The following is a 19308-nucleotide window of genomic DNA, read 5'->3' on the forward strand; positions in this document are numbered from 1 at the left end:
GTTTTATCGCGGCAGAGGCTGTGGCGAGACGCCAGACTTTGTCGCATAAAACTGCCGGCTCTGGTCTATCAGCTGGCACAGTTCCGCTACGCCATCAAGGGTGCGGATTGTTGCGCGGTGCAATAAGTCGGCATTCGGTTGTGCCCGTTGTTGTAGTTGTACAGCTTTGAGGCTGGCAAAGCGTTTGGTGTAGTCCGTCAGGTGGCGTGGTTCTGTGGTCGATACTGGCTGCACAATCAAATCTGGCTGGCGCTGCAGCAGCGCTTCAGCGCTGACTTGCGGATAGGCTGCGGTGGCGTCGGCAAAGATATTTTCCGCGCCACACAGCCGCAGCGCCTGCGAGGGCCAGGCGCCAGGCCCAATGGTCGACAGCGGCTCATCCCATAATTCGTAAAACACCCGCACAGTTTTCTTCTGCTGATATTGCTGGCGCAGCGCCGCCAGGCGTGACCTTACCGCTCTAGCCTGTTGGCTGGCTCGTGCTTGTTGTCCAGTCAGGCGACCCAGCTGTTCCAGATCTGCAGCGATATCATCCAGTGTTTTGGCTTCAAAGCCTTCAGTGCGGATACCAAGCCGTTGTAACTGGTTGATTTCAGCGGCTGGGCTGCCGCTTTGCCAAAACAGCACCAAATCTGGTTTGAGTGCCAAAATACTTTCCAGTTGCAACCCAGCGTAGTTACCGACGCGTGGAATGGCTGACGCTTCCAGCGGATAATCGGCATGTTCGACGGTGCCGACAATCATGCCACCTGCGCCGATACTGTACAGCTGTTCGACCAGATGTGGTGCTAACACGACTAAACGGGGGCTCTGGTCAGCCAATGCCGGTGACGCGCACAACAGCAACAATAGCGCTGTGACGGCCCGGCGCATCACCAATCCACACCCTGTTGTGCCCGGACCCCAGAATCAAAGGCGTGTTTGATATTCTGTACTTCACTGACAGTATCGGCCAGCTCAAGCAAGGCGCGGTGGCAGCCCCGACCGGTGATCACCACATTTTGGGTAGCCGGCCGGTTCTGCAACGCCGCTAAAACGTCATCCAGCGCAATATAGTCATACGCCACCATGTAGGTCAGCTCATCGAGCAACACCACATTGAGCGCAGGATCCAGCAGAAACTGTTTGGCCTGTTGCCAGACCTGTTGCGCTGCGGCGATGTCGGTCTCGCGGTTTTGCGTATCCCAGGTAAAGCCGGTCGCCATCACCGCAAAAGGCACACCGTGTTGCTGCAGCAGGTTGCGCTCACCGCACTCCCAGCCGCCTTTGATAAACTGCACGACGGCAGCTTTCTGACCATGACCGGTAGCGCGCGCTACGACACCAAAGCCGGCGGTCGATTTACCTTTGCCATTACCGGTGATCACCAACAGTAAGCCTTTATCGATAGTGGCGCTGGCGATGCGGGCATCAACCTGTTCTTTCAGTTTCTGCTGGCGTTTCTGGTGACCGGTTTTTTCTTCCGGTACAGGCACTTCATTACTCATTTGGACTCCGGCGTCGGCTTAATAACAACAGAAAAAACGCACTGCCGCATAATGCGGTCAGAATGCCAATAGGCAATTCTTGTGGTGCCAGCGCACTACGGGCGACGGTATCGACCCAGATCAGAAAAATCGCGCCGCCAAGCGCACTGCCAAATAACAACGTCAGGATCTGGCCGCCGAACATAAGCCGGATCAGATGCGGGATCATCAGCCCGACAAAGCCAATGCCGCCGCAGTAAGCGACCACCACAGCGGTCAATAAGGCACAAAGTAGCAGCAACAGCAGGCGCCAGCGCGAAACAGCCACCCCGAGACTTTTTGCCATATCGTCTGACCACGCCAGCGCCATCAGTTGGCGGCGACCAAGACTACAGACGACTATGGTTACGAGCAGTGCGACCGCCAGTAGCTTTACGGCCAGCCAGTCTGCGTGGCTGAGGCTGCCCATTAACCAAAAGATAATCCGATTGGCGGCAAAACTGTCGGCCTGATACAGCAATAAACTGGCGATTGCGCTGGCACAAAACGACACGGCAAGACCGGTCAGCAATAAGGTGCTGAGGGATTGCATCCCCTGCGCTGTGGCTCGTTGCGCCAGTGTCAGCACCAGTAAGATCGCGATCAAGGCACCGGCAAAAGCGGATACTGGCAACGCCAGTGCCAGCGCCGGGAACAACAAACTACTGATAGTGGCGCCGAGTGCGGCGCCGGACACTACACCAAATAAATAGGGATCGGCCAGCTCGTTGCGGCTTAGTAGTTGTAGCAATGCGCCACAGAGTGCCAAGGCTGCGCCAGCAAGTCCTGCCAGCATCACGCGGGGCAGGCGTAATTGCCAGAATATTTGCTGTGGCAAGGGATCAGTCGCCTGACCGGTTAACAGTGACCAGAGCGGCAAATCGACCACGCCGATGTGCAGGGCCGTCAGTACACTGACAGCCAATGCCCCCGCTAAAAGTAATAGCTGCAACACGCGGTGACGGGTCATCGGCGCTCCGGGGCAAAAGTTACGCGGCAGTGCTGGCCAAACGGGCTGTGGTCAACCATACAAGGCCGACCATACACCTGTTCCAGCAGTTGAGGCTGCAGTACCTCGGCAGGAGTGCCAGCCGCCAGCAGCTGCCCATGCTGTAACATCAGTAATTCGTCGCAATAGGCGGCAGCCAGATTAATGTCATGAAAACTGGCAAGCACAGTCAGGCCACTGCTGCGTAACGTCGCCAGTAACTGATGCTGATAGCGGATATCCAGATGATTGACTGGTTCATCAAGCAATAATATGCGGGCCTGTTGCACCAACACCCGGGCCAGATGGGCACGTTGTTGCTCACCACCGGACAAGTGACGCAGCAAAGCCGATGCTTTGTTCGCAAGACCAACCTGACTAAGAGCAGCCTGCATCGCGGCTTTGTCTGAACTGCTATCCGCTTGCCACAATGCTTTATGCGGCATTAAGCCTAATTGCAGCAATTGCTGCACTGTCATATCCGTGGGGGGTTGTTGCTGACTTAAATAGGCTAAGTGGCGGGCGCGGGCGTTTGGTTCGAGTTGCTGAAGCGGATGTTGCTGTAACAGCACCTGGCCCTGGTTGGGCGATTTCAGTGCAGCCAAAACCTGTAATAAAGTCGATTTACCGGCGCCGTTTGCGCCGAGTAATCCATAGATTTTGCCGGCGCTCAGGGCAAAACTGAGTGGCCCAAGCACGAATCCGCCGGGGAGTTGCAGTTGGACTTGTTGGCATTGCAGTAACACCGACGTGTCAGTCATTGAATGCTGCACCGAAAAGAAGGGCTATGGCAAAGCCAGAAAAATAATGCGCTGATAGTAACAAATATTCAACGCAAGGCCCAGCCCGCCGAGCACACGGCGGGGGGCCAATAGCATGATTAGTCTTTTGGCGTCTCCAGAGCGTCCAGTGCTTTAGCGATATCCTGTGGTGACCCGGTGTTGCGCGCCAGCGCCACATACGCGACCGGCACTATATACAAGGTCAGCAGCGTGGCAAAGCCAACACCAGCACAAATGACCATACCAATTACCATCCGGCTTTCAGAACCCGGTCCAGAGGTGATAATCAACGGGATACTGCTCATCACAGTGGTAAAGGCCGTCATCGTTATCGGTCGCAGACGCTGGACCGCGGCCTGATGAATGGCCACGGTGAATTCAATACCCGCATCCCGTAGCTGGTTGGCAAATTCAACAATCAGGATACCGTTTTTCGCCACCAGACCAATGATCATCACCAACCCAATCTGACTGTAGATATTCAATGTCATATCGGCCAGATAGAGCCCGCCGAGCGCTCCTGCCATGCCCAGCGGTACTGTCAGCATAATGACAAACGGATGGATAAAACTCTCAAACTGCGCAGCCATCACCAGATAAGTGATAATCAGCGCCAAAGCAAAAATCAGGATGGTTGATTCACCGCTGTTTTTAAACATCAGCGATTCGCCTTTGTAATCGATACCGCCGACGTCTTTGATTTCTGTCCGTACAACGCCTTCCAGGTATTCCAATGCTTCACCGAGGCTATATCCTGGCGCCAGATTGGCCATAATGGTAATAGCGCGCATCCGGTTGTAGCGATTCAGTGTCGATGATGTCGCTTCTTCTTTTAGCGTCACCAGATTGTCCAATGGAATTAGCTTGTTGGAACCAGTGGAGCGCACATAAACGCCGGTGATACTGGTTGGATCGCTGAAATCTGAATCGGCGCCTTCCAGAATGAGGTCGTATTCTTTACCACGGTCAAGAAAAGTAGTGACGCGGCGGCCGCCCAGCATGGCTTCCAACGCCCGGCCGACTACACCGACCGAAATGCCCAGATCTGCCGCGCGTTCGGTGTTAATTTCGACCAGAATTTGTGGCACTGTTTCTTTGTAATCATGATCGAGCATTTGTAAGTTCGGGTTTTCCCGCGCTTTGGCCAGCACAATGTCACGCCATTTGGCCAGCTCTTCATAGGTATTGCCCTGAATAACAAATTGCACCGGTCGGCCGCCGCCACCACCGCCACGTCCAGCGGTCAGGCCACTGCGCATATTGGTAAAGGCGCGCACGTCGGTCAGGCCATTGAGCTTCTGACCTATCTCCTGCATCAGCTCTGGTGTGCGGCGTTGACCGTTGTGCCAGTTTTCACTGCCGACAATCGCCATACCGCCGCTGTTACCAAAACCAGGTACGCGGATCAGCAAGCGGTTCAGTTCACCTTTTTCGTAATAGGGCAGCAGAATGTCTTCAATCAGCCGCATGTTTTGTTGGTTGGATTGGTAACTAGCGCCTTCAGCCGGGCTCATCATGACAAAAAACGTGCCGCGGTCTTCCTGCGGAGACAGCTCGGATGGCAGCAATTTCAGCAGCAACACACTAATCACAATACAGCTGGCAAGCACCAGCCAACTTGGCCAACGTACACGCGTGACTACTTGCAGCTGACGCAGATAACCGGCTTCCACTTTTTCCATCGCACGATGGATAAACAAACTAAAGCCCCTTTTTTCCTTTTGCACTTTGAGCATCTTGCTGCACAGCATTGGCGAAAGCGTCAGAGCGGCAATCGCTGAAAATGCCACCGCTGCAGCAACCGCCAGCGCAAATTCGGTGAATAGTTTACCTAAATCACCTTGCATAAAGACCAAAGGTACAAACACCGCGATCAGCACCAGGGTGGTCGCAACCACAGCAAAGCCGACTTCACGGCTGCCATAATATGCCGCTTGCAGTGGCGGCTGACCTTGTTCAATGCGCCGGTAGATATTTTCCAGCACGACAATCGAATCGTCGACCACCAGACCAATCGCCAGCACCATCGCCAACAGCGTCAGCAGGTTAATTGAGAAATCGAGCGCATACAGCACCGTTACTGCCGCGATCAGGGCGACGGGGACAGTGATAGCGGGAATAAAAGTGGCGCGGACGCTGCCTAAAAAGGCAAAAATCACCAGGACCACCAGTACCATGGCAATACCCAGCGTGACATAGACTTCGTGGATAGATTCGGCAATAAACAATGATGAATCGTAACCCGGTACAATGGTGGTTCCGGCCGGCAGGCTGGCGGCGATCCGATCCACTTCAGTTCTGACGTTGCGCACCACATCCAGCGTATTGGCTTTGGACTGTTTAATAATGCCGATGCCGAGCACGTTTTTGCCGTCGCTTCTGAATTCACTTTCTTCATTTTCTGAAGCCAGCGTTACGTCAGCAATCTCACCCAGTCGCACTAAATAGTTGTTGTCGCCTTTTTTCACCACCAAGCGGCGATAATCGTCCTGAGTTTTATAGGTGCGGATCACCCGGACAATAAAATCGCGGTCAGCGGACTTGACGTTGCCGGCCGGCAATTCGACGTTTTCATTGCGCAGGACGTTTTCAATATCAGCGACTGTGACATTTCGCGACGCCATCGCATCTTTATTCAGCCAGATGCGCATCGCATACTTGCGCTCACCACCGATTTGCAGCCTTGCCACGCCATCGACCACTGAAAATCGTTCGACGATATAGCGGTTGGCGTAGTCGGTGAGTTCAAGATTGGTCATGGTGTCGCTGTTGAGTAAAAACCAGGCGATGGTGTCATCGTCACCGTTGGCTTTGACCACTTGCGGCGGTCTGGCCTGATCCGGCAGGCGTTCCATCATTCTCGACACGCGCTCGCGTACATCGTTAGCGGCGGCGTCGATATCGCGGTTGACATTAAACTCGATAATGACGTTGGAGCGACCGACGCGGCTACTGGAACTGATATTGATGATACCTTCGACACCACTGATCAAATCTTCCAGCGGCTGAGTAATTTTCGATTCAACAATTTCAGCAGAAGCGCCGGGATAGTCGGTGCTGATGGTGACCACTGGCGAATCGATATCCGGATACTCGCGCAGTGGCAGCATACTGAAACAGACGATGCCGAAGATCACCAGCACCAGGTTAATGACGGTTGCGAAAACCGGACGTTTGACAGACAGATCAGACAGCAGCATGGTTTAAGGCTCCGACCGCGTGATCACCACGCCGGTACGCAGCTTCTGGCTGCCTTCAGTGACAATTTCATCGCCGACTTTGAGGCCCGAAATGACCTCCACCAGCCCGGGTAAACGCTGGCCGGGGATGATTTCAACCTGACGGACTTTATCTTCTGCTCCGACCACAAATACATAATGTTTGCTTTGCAGTGGCATCACGGCTTTTTCAGCGATTTGCACCACTTCTGCTTTGGCCAGTTCAACATGTACGTTCAGTAACATGCCCGGGCGCAGTTTCAGATCGGCATTGTCGATTACGGCATGGACTTTAACCGAGCGGGTCACCGGGTCAATCCGGGGATCTATCGCTTTCACTTTGCCCTGAAAAGCAAAACCAGGATAGGCGATGTTGTCGGCGGAGATGACCATGTCAGTTTGCAGCGCTGCTAAATAACGTTCGGCGATATTAAATTCAACGCGGATTTTGCTGATGTCATCCAGCGTAGTCAGTTCAGTGCCGGTGGCAAGGTAGGCACCATTACTGACCTGGCGTAGACCCAGCACACCGTCAAACGGCGCAAGGATCACCAATTCATTGAGCCGGGCTTCGAGTGCGTCGAGCTGCGCACGGGTCGCATTAACTTTGGCCTGTTGTTCGTCCAGTAATGACTGCGCGCTGGCCTGAGTACGGGTTAGATTTTTCAGCCGGGCTAACTGACGGTTTTGCTCCGTCATCAGCGCCTTGAGCTCAGCAATGCGGGCACGCTCTTCTAAATCATTAAAGCGGGCTATCAAATCGCCTTTTTTAACCGGCTGGCCTTCCCCGATATTGAGTTCAATCAGATAATCACTGCTGGCATTAACAATGCGGGCAGAGTCGTAGGCCAGAGCAGTACCCAGCGCATCGACTTTTCGGGTCAATAAAGCGCTTTGAACTTTGCTCGTACTGACATAAATTTGGCTCTCAGCCCGTCGGCTTTGGTCTTGCGGCGTTGTTGTTTGAAAGAATAAATACAACATAAAGCCAGCCAGCAATAAAAAAATGATCCAAATCAGGCGTGAATGGTTAATCAATGTCAGAACTCCGGTCCATATATTTCATCAAAAACTGATGTATTGTAGGGAATCCGTTCTGTATTAGATGTCGGCGTTATCGCAGTATGCGGTCGATTGGTCGTATCAGCGGGAAATATTCAGGAGAATAAATGACGGATAAAAAGTGCGAACGTTGCAGGATGATTCGGTTTTACCTGGTATGGACCATTCTGATGAGCTTGTTAATGTATTGGTATATGCAATCGCTATGACCAGTCGCCAGTTTTACGCTGCTTCGGCAAAAGGTGGCGCCACGTTATTTCTGACCGCGGCTGCAATGCTACTGGCCGGTATTTTATTGCTGGCCATTCGGGCTGATTTGATGGCGGCTCAAGGCTGGGTACTTTGGTTTTTGCTGACCCTGGTCGCGGCTTATGTCGGCGTGATGAAGCTCAGAGCGCCGGTGTTACTGGCAGAAACTACGACCGAAGGTCTGCGTTATTTTCACCCACGTGGCAGTTGGCTGATCCCCTGGAGCGCTCTGGGGCAAGTACAACAAGTAACCTTACAGGGGCGGGAAATGGCATGGATAGGCGTGCGCTTGCTGGACTACGATCATATTTTAACGACCATACCACTGCGCTTGGCCGTGCGCTTATTGATAGAACAACGCGGTCTGTTGATCGCAGCCGCCGGCAGCGGTTGTCCGGACGGGCGCTGTGCCAGCGACTACCTGACGGACGTGACTGCCTACCGTAGTAAAACGCGGTTATATAAAGGCGTACAGGCGATGTTTGCCCAGCGTATGGTGCATCTGCGTCAGTTTGTGCAGGCAGACTTGTTAATTCCAGCCGATCTTGCCAATTGCAGCGTCAGTGAGTTTTGTCTTTTTATCAATCGGCAGCGGTTGAATTTTACTCAGGAAAACAACGGCTAGACACACCCCAACCGCTGGTTCATAATGCAAAAAACTTCCTTGCAGATTTGGTGAATGCACAGATGAGTACATATGAAAGACCTTTTCTGGTCAGTGGCCGCAATACCATCATCCACAAACAGAAAAAACTCGATTTAGTGATTATCAATGGTGACTCTGACCCGGTCGTCATCGTCTCCCGTACCGGCGTGAAAAAATTTGAAGAAGAAGTGCCGGCGAATCGGGTTGAAGCAAAAGAACGTTATATGGAACTGGTCGATATCGGCAGTTCAGATGTGTTTGGTGAAAGCAAAACTTTATTGTTTGTGCAGGCACTGAATAACAAAGAATATAAAATCGACTACACCAAAATTGGTACTGATTTATTTATTCGTGTTCATCAAGAAAATTATATCTAAACACATGTCTAAGGGCCTGAATGCATAAACGCTTGCTTTCAGGTCTGTTTTTTGTTTCAGTAACGTCACAGTCAGTCTATTTCATGTGATGTTGTCGTGAATAAAGTCGCAATGCAATTTAGCAAAGATGAAGACTTCATCGAAGTGCGGGTCGCCGTCGGATTGGATGATCTGACCGCTCAGGTCATCCGCGACGCATTGCATGAAGCAGGTTATGCACGTTGTTTTATCCTCACTGAGCAAATCAATCAGTTATTGGCTGATTATCTTGCACTGCAAAACGATATCAAACTAAACAAACTCAAAGAAGGTGTTGTGGTCCGGCGGAAAATCGCTGAGCGCCGGAGCGCTGTCCTAACAATTCAAATCGCAGCAGATTCGATGTCAGCCGTCGCGGAAATTATCGCAGCCTGGGGCGGCGCACCAGTCTCAGCAAATGATGTGGTGAAAGCGGCACAAGAAGCGGGCGTTAGTTTTGGTTTTCAAAAGGACGCGATTGTGCAGCTGGTTGGCACCGCCAGCCGGGCTGAGCCTGGCAGTAAACTTCAACAGATTATTGCGGTTGGCCGGGTGATGCAGCCGGGGCAAAACGCCAGTTTTGAGGCCTTAGTCGAAGGCCTGACCGTCCGTCCTAATAGACCGCTTCAGGTGAGCGAGTCAAAAGTCGACTTAAGGGATTTTGGTGTGATCCCATCCGTGCGTAGCGGAGATGAAGTGATCAGGCGCCGGCCACCTACCAAAGGCATAGATGGTGTTTCTGTTCGCGGTGATATTACCTTGGCGCCTCCCGGACAACAGGTCGAGTGGAAGCCTGGTGAAGGCACAGAAATCTGCCCAACAGACGTTGACGTACTGGTCGCCAGTAGGGATGGTATGCCACGAGTCATGGAGGCAGGAGCGGCCGTTGATGAAGTATATGCAGTAAAAAAAGTCGACTTGTCGACCGGTCACGTCCAGTTTAAAGGTTCTGTCATTATTAACGGTGATGTGACTGAAAATATGAAAGTAATCGCCGGTGGCAATATTTTTATCAAAGGCATGGCTGAAGGTTCATTAATTGAATCTGGTGGCGATATTCATATTGGCGGTGCCATTATCGGCCATCAGTTTTCTGCACAGGACAATAGCCTGGAAAGTTTCAGTACCGTGGTGCGGGCGGCGGGCAGCATCCAATGTACGCTGGCCCAATATGCCCGTATTGAATGCAACGGTGATTTTCAGGCGACTAAGCAGATTAATCATTGTGATGTGAATGCACGCAGCGTGATCGCCGGCACCGAAGATAAGCTCAATGGTAAAATTGTCGGCGGCCGGTTTTATCTCGATTTTGGTTTGAAGGCGGGTATTCTTGGCGCGCCTTCCGAAAGCGCTTTACAGATGAATCTAAATCGTCGCATTGATCCGGTATTGGAAAAGCAGCAAGCGCTGAAGCAGAACATTGCAATGGTCAAACAGGAGATGGAGCAAATCCGGCAAAGCCTGGAACAAATGAAGCAACAGGACAGGTCGGCAGCCGCCGTGGAGCAGATGAAATATCTGGTGGATGATTTTGAAGCGCAAAAAGCCATCGCTTTGGCGCTGATTGAAGATGTGAAACTGCTGGAAGTTGATCGCCTCAGCAAGATGACTGAAGTGCTGGTGCTGGTGAAACAACAGATGTTCGCCGGGATCGAGTTTAAACTGGGTAGCGAGATATTACCGGTGAAGCGGGAATACGGACCTAGCAAGATCCATCAAGTAGAAGCCAGGTTGAGCATTGAACCTTGGGTTAGCTGATAAAACCGACCAACGGCTGTCAGGCTGCGACTTCCACAGCTCTGGCAGCCGCGCGACTCCACACCAGTATGATATGCTTTGATGATATTGTTACCGTACTGAATTGTGATCTGAAGTGAATATAAAGCGGTTGTGCTTAACGGGCCTAATTGTTCTGCCTCTCTGGACACAGGCCAGCGAATGTAAGATGGCATTTCGTCACGGCATCCTTATCTCCCCCGACCAAATCCGCATTCAGACGGCTGACCGTACCCAATACCAAATCAATAATGACCAACAGCTCTTTATTCAGGGAGAACTGCAGCAGTTGTCCCCTGAAGATATCCGCGTGTTGCAAAAATACAGTCATGGCATGCGCAAATTTGTGCCGCAGGTGGTTGGCATCGCGGTAGACAGCATGGAACTTGGTTTGCAGGCGATCGAGAGTATGTTAGTTGGTGTTGGTAACAAAGCCCAGCAGGAAGAGTGGCAGGCGCTGGTTCGGGAAACCACTTATCAGATCATGTCGCGATTTGTCCGCAGTGGCGAGCACTTTTATCTGGCGCCGCAAAGCCTGAACGAAATGGATGCTTTTTTACACGGTGAACTGAAGGAAAACCTGAATACTCTGGCGAAAAACACTGTAGGCGCCGTGTGGCAGGCGTTGCGCGATGCATTGCAGCAAACAGATGACAACTTTGAACTGAATGATAGTCGCGACTGGCAACCGGTCGAGCAGCTGGTTGATAAAATCAACTTAGGTCTGGATGCCAAAGCGGACGAGCTGGAAGCAAAATCAGCCCTGTTCTGTAATCGTCTGGTCGAATTGGATCAAATCGAAACCGAACTGCAACAGCGGGTGCCGGGCCTCGCTGCATATGATGTGGTGATCGCGAAGTAGCTGAAAAGCTGCGGGTGGTTCAAACCACCCCATAATCGCCACCCAGTGACGCCGGCATCGCGTTATCCACTTCATCACTAATGGCATCCAGCGTCTTTTCTGCTTCGGCCAATTCACTGACTTCCGCGATATGAAACAGCGCTTCTCCCTCGTTAACCAGTGGCAAGTTGTTGCGGCCGATAATGATGCCACTAAAAGGCGCAAGCACAGCTACTTCAAAATCAGAATATGGCGAGTAGATGTGTGCCAGCGTATCGCCGGCGGTAACGATTTGGCCTAAACCCTGATAATAACGGGCAATACCGTCATGTTCCGCGCGGATCCAGCTACTTTTCTTCGAAAATAACGACCCGGTTTTCTGCTGACGTTTCAGCGTTCTCAGCATACCAAGACTATGCATCACATTGACGATACCGCGCACACCGATGTTGATAGCCTGTTCGTCAAATCGCAACGCTTCGCCGGCTTCATATAAAATGATCGGAATGCCCATACCATTGGCAGTGCCACGCATCGTGCCATCACGGCTGGCGGCTTTAATGATGATGGGCGCATTAAAACTCTCTGCCATCCGCAGCGATACTTTGTCTTTTGACGTCGCCCGCACTTGCGGATAATTGCTGCGATGAATGGCGCCTGTGTGTAAATCAATGACGTGAGTCGATTTTTTTAAAATCCGATCGGTAAACTGCCAAGCCATCCGGCTACCGAGTGAACCTTTTTCGCTGCCCGGAAAGCTGCGGTTTAGATCTCGTCGGTCGGGCAGGTAACGGCTTTGTTGGACAAATCCATAGGTGTTTACGATCGGCACCACAATCAAAGTGCCTTTAAGATTATTGAGCCGCGGCAGGCGCAGCAAACGGCGGCAAATTTCCACGCCATTAATTTCGTCACCATGCAATGCCGCGGTAATCAATAAAACGGGGCCAGGTCTTTTGCCATGAATGACGTGCGCACCGATGTTGAGTTCGGTATGGGTATAGAGTTTGCCAAACGGGATATCAACGACCATCCGCTGCCCTGGTGCAATCTGGCTATTGCCGAGGACAAAATCAGCCTGCACTGGCGGTGCTGATGAGGGCTGTGCCTCTGCTACCAGGTTCGTTGACGTTTCAGTAGTATGGGTCGCTTCCAGCTCTGGTGCGATATCCGGCAGATCAGCAGGTACACTCATCAACGATCCTGATGTTTTTGGTATTGGCTTTCCAGATAATCCAGAATCGCACCGGCCACGTCAACAGTTGTGGCAGCTTCGATACCTTCAAGGCCAGGTGAGCTATTCACTTCCATCACAACAGGGCCTTCTTTAGATTGCAGGATGTCGACGCCAGCCACAGCAAGCCCCATACATTTTGCCGCTTGTAGCGCGGTTTTGCGTTCAGCACTGCTGAGCTTTACCTCAGTCGCAGTGCCGCCGCGATGCAAATTAGAGCGAAATTCGCCAGCTTTGGCCTGGCGTTTCATTGCCGCGATAACTTTATTGCCGACAACAAAGCAGCGGATATCTGCACCTTTGGCTTCGCTGATGTATTGCTGCACCAGGATATTGGCGTTGAGGCCCATAAACGCCTCAATCACGCTTTCTGCCGCAGTGCGGGTCTCGGCCAGCACCACGCCAATGCCTTGGGTGCCTTCGAGCAATTTAATGACCAGCGGGGCGCCACCGACCATTTCTATCAGGTCTGGAATGTCACCGGGTTTATCGGCAAAACCGGTGACCGGCAAGCCAATACCTTCACGCGCCATCAGTTGCATCGAATTAAGTTTGTCGCGGGCCCGGCTGATGGCATCAGCGGTATTCAGACAATAAACGCCCATCATTTCAAATTGGCGCAGCACGGCATTACCGTAAAACGTAATGGATGCGCCAATGCGTGGGATCACCGCATCTATGCCTTCCAATGCGGCGCCACGATAGTGGATGGATAAGGCATTGTGGTTGATGTTCATATAACACAAAGTTGGGTCTATGACTTCGACCTGATGACCACGCGCCACTGCAGTGTCGACCAGACGGCGGGTAGAATACAATTCGGCATTACGGGATAACACAGCAATTTTCATGCGGACTCCGGCACTCGCAAAGACTGATCAGGAATTGCCTGATTCTAGACGGATTTTTTAAAAGCGGGAAAGTTGCCTGCCTTTTTGCAGATCTATGGCAGCAACAATAAAGAACCAAGGCCCAGGAACACAAAAAAACCAATGACGTCGGTCACTGTTGTCAGGATCACTGAACCGGATAACGCCGGGTCAATCCGGGCTTTTTCCAGCCAAACAGGGATCACGACCCCAGAGAAGGCGGCTACAAAAATATTGATCACAATGGCCAGCGCAATGACGATACCTATGATCCAGTCGCCAAACCATAAATAGGTGACGCCACAAATCACGACCGCCCAAAGGACTCCGTTGATGAGACCCACGCCGAGCTCTTTACGCATCAAAGTCCAATAGGTTTGCGGCGTAATTTGGCCTAAGGCTAAACCACGAATAATCAGGGTTAAAGTCTGACTACCGGCAATACCGCCCATACTGGCGACTATCGGCATTAACACCGCCAAGGCGACCTGCTGCTGCAACGTTGCTTCAAATAAGCCAATGGTCCAGGCCGCGAGGAAGGCAGTGAGTAAATTGATACCCAGCCAGACCGCACGGCTTTTGGCACTGGCAATCACTGGTGCGAATAAATCTTCATTTTCATCAAGGCCTGCGGTATGCATAAACTGGCCTTCGAGACTGCGTCTGACGTTTTCCAGCGCTTCGCCAATCGAGATCCGGCCGAGTAACTTACTCTCATCATCGACCACCGCTAATGCGCTGTAACCGGAGCGCGCGACAATATCAGAACCAGTGTCGAGATCCATTTCACCTTCAACGACGGGCGCTTCTTCATCAATATATTCAACGACCGGTAAATGCGACGGCGCCCCCAATAACCGGGTGCCATGCAACTGACCGACATAACGGCCGGTGCGGTCGACCACCATCAGGGAGTCCTGATACTCGGCATCTTCATTGAGTTTTTTGAACATGCGCACTGCATCGCGCACCTTGGCGTTATTGCGGATAGTGAGTACGTCATGGTCGGCGTAGCGGCCACATTGTTCATCGGTATAGGCGAGGGCTGTTGCCAGCCATAGTTTTTCGCTGGCGTCGAGCTTAGAGCAAGCGGCTTGATACACTGCGTCCGGTAATTCGTCCAGCAGCTCAATCAGATCATCAACGTCCATCCGCGCAACTAATTCAGTCAGCGCAGCATCGGGGAGTTGTTTAAAGATATTTTCGCGGGCGTCTTCCCGCATGTAGCCCAAGGCATGGACCTGTTCGTCCGGGTGCAGCGCCAGCCAGGTGCTGAGACGTTGCTCCAGTGGCATCGCTTCGAGTGCCACTGCAATTTCTTCCGGTTCCAGCTGACTGAGTTTTTCCCCAAGCAGCTCAGATTCCTGCTCGTCAAAACTGTCGCGGACTATCTCTTCGATATCCAGCAGCTGGTTTTCAGCCATAATCCGGGCCCTGTCGGCAGGACGGTGTTGTCCTTGGGTAGTAATTTGCTGCGGATGATACCGCAGCTGAGTAACATTTTTATAGTCAATTCAACAGCATTTTTCGAGGTGGTCGCGACTGTCTGTATATTCTACCACCAACGTTTGATCTTAAAACCGAGTAACATGCCGAGCGCCACGACGGCCATACCCGCCAAAGTCCAGTAATATCCGAGTGGCATATGCAATTCCGGCATATGATCGAAGTTCATCCCATAGACACCGACAATAAAAGTGAGCGGAATAAACACCGCAGAAATCATCGTCAGCACTTTCATCCGTTCGTTAATTTGATGAGAAGAAGTCGACATATAGCTGCTGACCAGATCGCCAAGTTGGTCGTAATACATCTGAGTCATGGAATGTAATCGCTCGAACTTTTCATAAAAATCTCTGAGTTCGACCGGTTCAAACTGAGACATCACGCCAGCGCCGCCGTCATCCGGTGTCAGCAAGTCGGCAAACATGTCTTTCTGGTAAGCGAGGTTGCGGTCAAGTTTGCGGAATACGGACCTGAATCGCATGATCCGGCTCATCTTATGATCATCGCCATGAGAGAGCATCGCGTCTTCAAATTCGCCCAGTTCATCTTCAAAATTGATCAATTTTTCTAGGTAGCTAGCTGACACGGTGTGAATGTAGCTTTTGACCCATTCTTTGATCGGTGTCACAGGTCGGTTCACATCAAATGCCTGGACTTTGTAATGACCCGCTTCCTCTGGCAGCTGACATTTATAAAGCAGTACCTGATTGGAAAACAGCAATGACAGCTGGGCATGGCCTGGATATTCGTGGAAGCTTTCGCCGGCAAAAGCCCGCAAAATCAATAATGTAAAACCATCGTACGCTTCAAGTTTCGGTGGGTGACGTTCACGTAAGTAATCTTCAGCAATCACCGGATGGATTTGAAACCGATTCAACACTTGTTGTTGCTCGGCATAACTGGCACTCGACATGTCGATCCAGGCTTTCTGATCGCCATGCAGCGGCAGTTGTAATAAATTCAGATCACCGGATTGCCAGTCGTTGGTTTCCGGATTGTATAAATGCAAGATCAGCATGCATCATCCTTTTTACTTGTTCTGCCCCCAGCATAAGCAGTTCGCAGCCGTTGGACCAGTACAACTTTGTTTGGTCTGCAGTAAAAACAAACCCCGGCACAAGGCCGGGGTCTGAGCAGCAGCGGATAAAACCGTTGAATTTAAACGCTTTGCTTACCTTTGATATAAGCGTCGACCAGTGACTCCAGCACATCCAGCGGGACGGCGCCGTTTTTCAGCACCACATCGTGGAATTCGCGGATATCAAATTTGTCACCCAAGGCAGTTTTAGCTTTGTCACGCAGCTGAACAATTTTGATCATACCAATCTTGTACGCAGTGGCCTGGGATGGCATCACGATATACCGCTCGATGGAGTTTTCAGCTTCGGTGCGTGCGTTGGGCGTGTTGTCCGCCAGGTACTGGATAGCCTGTTCGCGTGTCCATTTTTTCGCATGAATCCCGGTATCAACCACCAGTCGGCAGGCGCGCCACAGTTCCATCGCCAACCGGCCGAAATCTGAGTACGGGTCCTGATACAGGCCGATGTCTTTTGGCAGCAATTCGGTGTACAGACCCCAACCTTCAATATATGCGGTGTAACGGCCAAACTTACGGAATTTCGGCATGTCACCTAATTCTTGTGCAATGGCAATCTGCATATGGTGGCCCGGAATGCCTTCATGGTAAGCCAGTGCTTCCATTTGATATTTCGGCATATCTTTCATGTTATGCAGATTGGCGTAGTAAGTGCCCGGTCTTTTGCCATCCATTGATGGCTGCTGGTAAAACGCTTTACCGGCAGATTCTTCGCGAAATGGTTCGACTGCTTTGACGATCAGGTCTGCTTTGGGCTTGACCAGAAACAGGCTGTCCAGCTGCGACTTCATATGGTCAATCAGTCGTGTCGCTTCGGCTAAATAGGCGGCTTTGCCTTCAGCTGTATCCGGATAATAGAACTGGGCATCATCGCGCATAAAGGCAAAAAACGCCTGCAGATCGCCTTTAAAGCCGACTTTTTGCATGATGGCTTTCATTTCATCATGAATGCGCGCCACTTCGGTGACACCGAGCTGATGAATTTCCTCAGCAGTCATTTTTGTCGTGGTGGTGCGTTCCAGTGCCATATTGTAAAAAGCTTCGCCGTCTTTAAAACGCCAAACGCCGTCATCGGTCCCGGCTTGTTTTTCCTGGGCAGTTAAATAGGCGATCAGGCTTTCATAGGCCGGTTTGACACTGCTGGTCAGTGCGACTTCGGCTTCTTTAACCAGCAATTGTTTAGCAGCATCATCCAAGGTCAGCTTATTGACTTTATTGCGGAAATCTTCAAGTAAAGTACTGTCTGCGCCAGCGCTGAATGGCGCACCTTTGATGATGTTCTGACTGGCAGCAATAGCCAGTGGAAACACAAATTTTGGTGGAATAATCCCCAGCTCGGCACGTTTGCTCAGCTGCTGTTCTAACTGTTTAAACAGCTGCGGAATGCCGTTTAAACGTGCGATATAGGCTTTGGCATCGGCTTCATTGTCAATCAGATGCTGGTTAATCAACAGTGAAGGCACACCGGAATGCATGCCAAACATTTGGTTAACCGGATAGTTGTAATAACGCCATTTATCGTTGGCAATATCCTGTTCCAGTTGCTGTTTAAACAGCTGATAGCTCAACGTGGTCTGGGTATCCAGTTTCGCGACGTCAAACTGTGCAAGGTCAGCTAAGGCTTTTTTCGTCAGCGCCAGCTCTTTATCACTTTGCTCGTCGGTCAATTGGTCCCATTTGTCGTAATCCTGCTTGATACCAAGCTGGGTCAATGCCATCGGGCTTAACGCGGCAGCATCCATGAAATACTGGTCAAAAAACGCATTGGCTTTGGCCGATTCGGTTTGAGCTGTTGCTGGTGCTGTTTGCGTGGACGCGGCAGGTGCTGTCGGATTAGCGGTTTGCTCAGGTGCTTTATTACAGCCCGCCAGTAAAGCTGCTGAGACTGCAATAGTCAGCAGTTGGAGTTTTAGTGTCATGATGTCCCCGGGTTATTGTTGATGTTTTACTGGGTAACACCAGCCGATCGCTGGTGTTATAAAAACAGCTGCAGTAGCTCGTTCAGGAAACGCACGCCATGCGGCGTGATTTGCCAATGCAGTGGTGTGTCGCTAACTAATCCTAACTGCACGGCGCGGGCAAGCGCTGGGGCCACCGTTTCGACAGACAACCCGGTATATGCGGTAAAGTCAGCTTTGGGGCAGGGCTCCAGTAAGCGGAAGCGGTTCATAAAAAATTCGAAAGGCAGTTCGTCGGGCTCTACCACTGTGGTGCTATCGAGATAACCGCGGCTTAAATCCATATAGCCTTTAGGGTGTTTGATTTTGACGGTACGGGAAATAGTGGCAGTTGCATCCACTTCGTTACCTAGACGAGTGATCTTGCCATGGGCGCCACAGCCGATGCCGAGGTAATCGCCAAAACGCCAATAATTCAGATTATGCGCGCATTGATAGCCGGTTTTACTGTAGGCCGAGGTTTCATATTGCTGATAGCCGGCAGCGGTCAATAGCGCATGCCCATGCTCCTGAATATCCCAAAGCGCTTCATCTTCCGGCAGGACTGGCGGCCGTGAAGCAAAGGCTGTATTGGGCTCGATTGTTAGCTGATACCAGGAAAGATGTGGTGGGTTTAAATCAATTGCTTGTTGCAGATCGGCTAGGGCGTCGGCTAAGTTCTGTCCGGGCAGACCATGCATTAAGTCCAGATTAAAGCTGTTAAGGCCCTGCTGGCGTAGTTGTGTCGCGAGTTCAGCGGCACGTCTGGCCTGCGCCGGATTGTGGATGCGGCCAAGCGCCTGTAACTGCGCGGCTTGAAAACTTTGTACACCAATCGAAAAACGGGTTACACCAGCCGCCACATAACCGGCAAAGCGGCTGGCTTCTACCGTGCCAGGGTTGGCTTCCATCGTCACTTCAAGATTGGGCTCACAAGCAATTCTGGCCCGCACACCGCTCAGGATGGCGGCAATGCCTTCGGCGCTGAACGTGCTGGGCGTGCCACCACCGATAAAAATGCTATGCAGCGCACGATCAGGAACTATGGCCAGATCTTGATCTAAATCGGCCAGCAGATGGGCAATATATTCGGCTTCTGGTATGCCTTGTTTCACGGCGTGGGAGTTAAAGTCACAATATGGACATTTCTGCACGCACCAAGGGATATGGATGTACAGCGACAGCGGGGGCAGTTGTAACACCG

16 protein-coding genes are annotated in these 19308 nt (G+C 51.6%); 4 read left to right on the plus strand and 12 right to left on the minus strand.

The annotated features are described in order from the left end of the window. Positions 1–3: 3 nt before the first annotated feature. From ACFFJP_RS07580 to ACFFJP_RS07605, 6 genes are all read right to left on the minus strand, one after another. Positions 4–873, minus strand: a complete 870-nt coding sequence (locus ACFFJP_RS07580; protein ID WP_377242059.1) for a cobalamin-binding protein — start codon at positions 871–873, stop codon at positions 4–6. Continuing rightward, positions 873–1487 carry a cob(I)yrinic acid a,c-diamide adenosyltransferase gene (gene cobO / locus ACFFJP_RS07585; protein ID WP_377242061.1) on the minus strand — a complete coding sequence of 205 codons (615 nt, stop codon included), beginning with the start codon at positions 1485–1487 and terminating at the stop codon, positions 873–875. The genes ACFFJP_RS07580 and cobO overlap by 1 nt, the downstream gene beginning before the upstream one ends. Beyond that, positions 1480–2475, minus strand: a complete 996-nt coding sequence (locus tag ACFFJP_RS07590; RefSeq protein WP_377242063.1) for a FecCD family ABC transporter permease — start codon at positions 2473–2475, stop codon at positions 1480–1482. Before ACFFJP_RS07590 ends, cobO begins: the two co-directional genes overlap by 8 nt. Further along, positions 2472–3254, minus strand: a complete 783-nt coding sequence (locus ACFFJP_RS07595) for an ABC transporter ATP-binding protein (protein ID WP_377242066.1) — start codon at positions 3252–3254, stop codon at positions 2472–2474. The genes ACFFJP_RS07590 and ACFFJP_RS07595 overlap by 4 nt, the downstream gene beginning before the upstream one ends. 119 nt (positions 3255–3373) lie before the next feature. Then, positions 3374–6475 carry an efflux RND transporter permease subunit gene (locus tag ACFFJP_RS07600; protein ID WP_377242068.1) on the minus strand — a complete coding sequence of 1034 codons (3102 nt, stop codon included), beginning with the start codon at positions 6473–6475 and terminating at the stop codon, positions 3374–3376. Between the two features lie 3 nt (positions 6476–6478). Beyond that, positions 6479–7531, minus strand: coding sequence for an efflux RND transporter periplasmic adaptor subunit (locus tag ACFFJP_RS07605; protein WP_377242070.1), 1053 nt, complete (start codon positions 7529–7531; stop codon positions 6479–6481). 229 nt (positions 7532–7760) lie between these two features. Here ACFFJP_RS07605 and ACFFJP_RS07610 point away from each other — a divergent pair, with 229 nt between their 5' ends. The 4 genes from ACFFJP_RS07610 to ACFFJP_RS07625 all read left to right on the plus strand — a co-directional run bounded on the left by ACFFJP_RS07610 (position 7761) and on the right by ACFFJP_RS07625 (position 11483). Continuing rightward, positions 7761–8429, plus strand: a complete 669-nt coding sequence (locus ACFFJP_RS07610) for a DUF2982 domain-containing protein (RefSeq protein ID WP_377242072.1) — start codon at positions 7761–7763, stop codon at positions 8427–8429. A gap of 62 nt (positions 8430–8491) precedes the next feature. Then, positions 8492–8827: a hypothetical protein gene (locus ACFFJP_RS07615; protein ID WP_377242074.1), complete on the plus strand. Its 336-nt coding sequence runs from the start codon at positions 8492–8494 to the stop codon at positions 8825–8827. A gap of 96 nt (positions 8828–8923) precedes the next feature. Then, complete coding sequence (locus ACFFJP_RS07620; RefSeq protein WP_377242076.1) at positions 8924–10603, plus strand: flagellar assembly protein A; 1680 nt, start codon at positions 8924–8926, stop codon at positions 10601–10603. Positions 10604–10790: 187 nt separating this feature from the next. Continuing rightward, the gene (locus tag ACFFJP_RS07625) at positions 10791–11483 is read left to right on the plus strand and encodes a DUF2884 family protein (RefSeq protein WP_377242078.1); all 693 of its coding nucleotides are present in this window, start codon (positions 10791–10793) and stop codon (positions 11481–11483) included. Positions 11484–11502: 19 nt separating this feature from the next. Here ACFFJP_RS07625 and ACFFJP_RS07630 read toward each other — a convergent pair whose 3' ends face one another. The 6 genes from ACFFJP_RS07630 to hemW all read right to left on the minus strand — a co-directional run bounded on the left by ACFFJP_RS07630 (position 11503) and on the right by hemW (position 19306). Further along, positions 11503–12495, minus strand: a complete 993-nt coding sequence (locus ACFFJP_RS07630; protein WP_377243396.1) for a succinylglutamate desuccinylase/aspartoacylase family protein — start codon at positions 12493–12495, stop codon at positions 11503–11505. Between the two features lie 161 nt (positions 12496–12656). Beyond that, a complete protein-coding gene (gene rimK, locus ACFFJP_RS07635) occupies positions 12657–13547 on the minus strand; it encodes a 30S ribosomal protein S6--L-glutamate ligase (protein WP_377242080.1) in 891 nt (296 codons plus the stop codon). A gap of 92 nt (positions 13548–13639) precedes the next feature. After that, complete coding sequence (locus ACFFJP_RS07640) at positions 13640–14989, minus strand: magnesium transporter (protein WP_377242082.1); 1350 nt, start codon at positions 14987–14989, stop codon at positions 13640–13642. Between the two features lie 131 nt (positions 14990–15120). Next, a complete protein-coding gene (locus tag ACFFJP_RS07645; protein WP_377242084.1) occupies positions 15121–16089 on the minus strand; it encodes a magnesium transporter CorA family protein in 969 nt (322 codons plus the stop codon). A gap of 140 nt (positions 16090–16229) precedes the next feature. Then, complete coding sequence (locus tag ACFFJP_RS07650; RefSeq protein ID WP_377242086.1) at positions 16230–18086, minus strand: DUF885 domain-containing protein; 1857 nt, start codon at positions 18084–18086, stop codon at positions 16230–16232. Between the two features lie 56 nt (positions 18087–18142). Next, positions 18143–19306 (minus strand): radical SAM family heme chaperone HemW, encoded by a 1164-nt coding sequence (gene hemW, locus ACFFJP_RS07655; RefSeq protein ID WP_377242088.1) that lies wholly within the window; start codon positions 19304–19306, stop codon positions 18143–18145. Positions 19307–19308 lie beyond the last annotated feature (2 nt).

The organism is Rheinheimera tilapiae (assembly GCF_042432165.1).
Taxonomy (GTDB): Bacteria; Pseudomonadota; Gammaproteobacteria; order Enterobacterales; family Alteromonadaceae; genus Pararheinheimera; species Pararheinheimera tilapiae.

Coding starts and splice junctions, on each gene's coding strand:
- ACFFJP_RS07580 (WP_377242059.1), bottom strand. CDS start 873: ATGCGCCGGGCCGTCACAGCGCTATTGTTGCTGTTGTGCGCGTCACCG.
- cobO (WP_377242061.1), bottom strand. CDS start 1,487: ATGAGTAATGAAGTGCCTGTACCGGAAGAAAAAACCGGTCACCAGAAA.
- ACFFJP_RS07590 (WP_377242063.1), bottom strand. CDS start 2,475: ATGACCCGTCACCGCGTGTTGCAGCTATTACTTTTAGCGGGGGCATTG.
- ACFFJP_RS07595 (WP_377242066.1), bottom strand. CDS start 3,254: ATGACTGACACGTCGGTGTTACTGCAATGCCAACAAGTCCAACTGCAA.
- ACFFJP_RS07600 (WP_377242068.1), bottom strand. CDS start 6,475: ATGCTGCTGTCTGATCTGTCTGTCAAACGTCCGGTTTTCGCAACCGTC.
- ACFFJP_RS07610 (WP_377242072.1), top strand. CDS start 7,761: ATGACCAGTCGCCAGTTTTACGCTGCTTCGGCAAAAGGTGGCGCCACG.
- ACFFJP_RS07615 (WP_377242074.1), top strand. CDS start 8,492: ATGAGTACATATGAAAGACCTTTTCTGGTCAGTGGCCGCAATACCATC.
- ACFFJP_RS07625 (WP_377242078.1), top strand. CDS start 10,791: ATGGCATTTCGTCACGGCATCCTTATCTCCCCCGACCAAATCCGCATT.
- ACFFJP_RS07630 (WP_377243396.1), bottom strand. CDS start 12,495: ATGGTCGTTGATATCCCGTTTGGCAAACTCTATACCCATACCGAACTC.
- rimK (WP_377242080.1), bottom strand. CDS start 13,547: ATGAAAATTGCTGTGTTATCCCGTAATGCCGAATTGTATTCTACCCGC.
- ACFFJP_RS07640 (WP_377242082.1), bottom strand. CDS start 14,989: ATGGCTGAAAACCAGCTGCTGGATATCGAAGAGATAGTCCGCGACAGT.
- ACFFJP_RS07645 (WP_377242084.1), bottom strand. CDS start 16,089: ATGCTGATCTTGCATTTATACAATCCGGAAACCAACGACTGGCAATCC.
- ACFFJP_RS07650 (WP_377242086.1), bottom strand. CDS start 18,086: ATGACACTAAAACTCCAACTGCTGACTATTGCAGTCTCAGCAGCTTTA.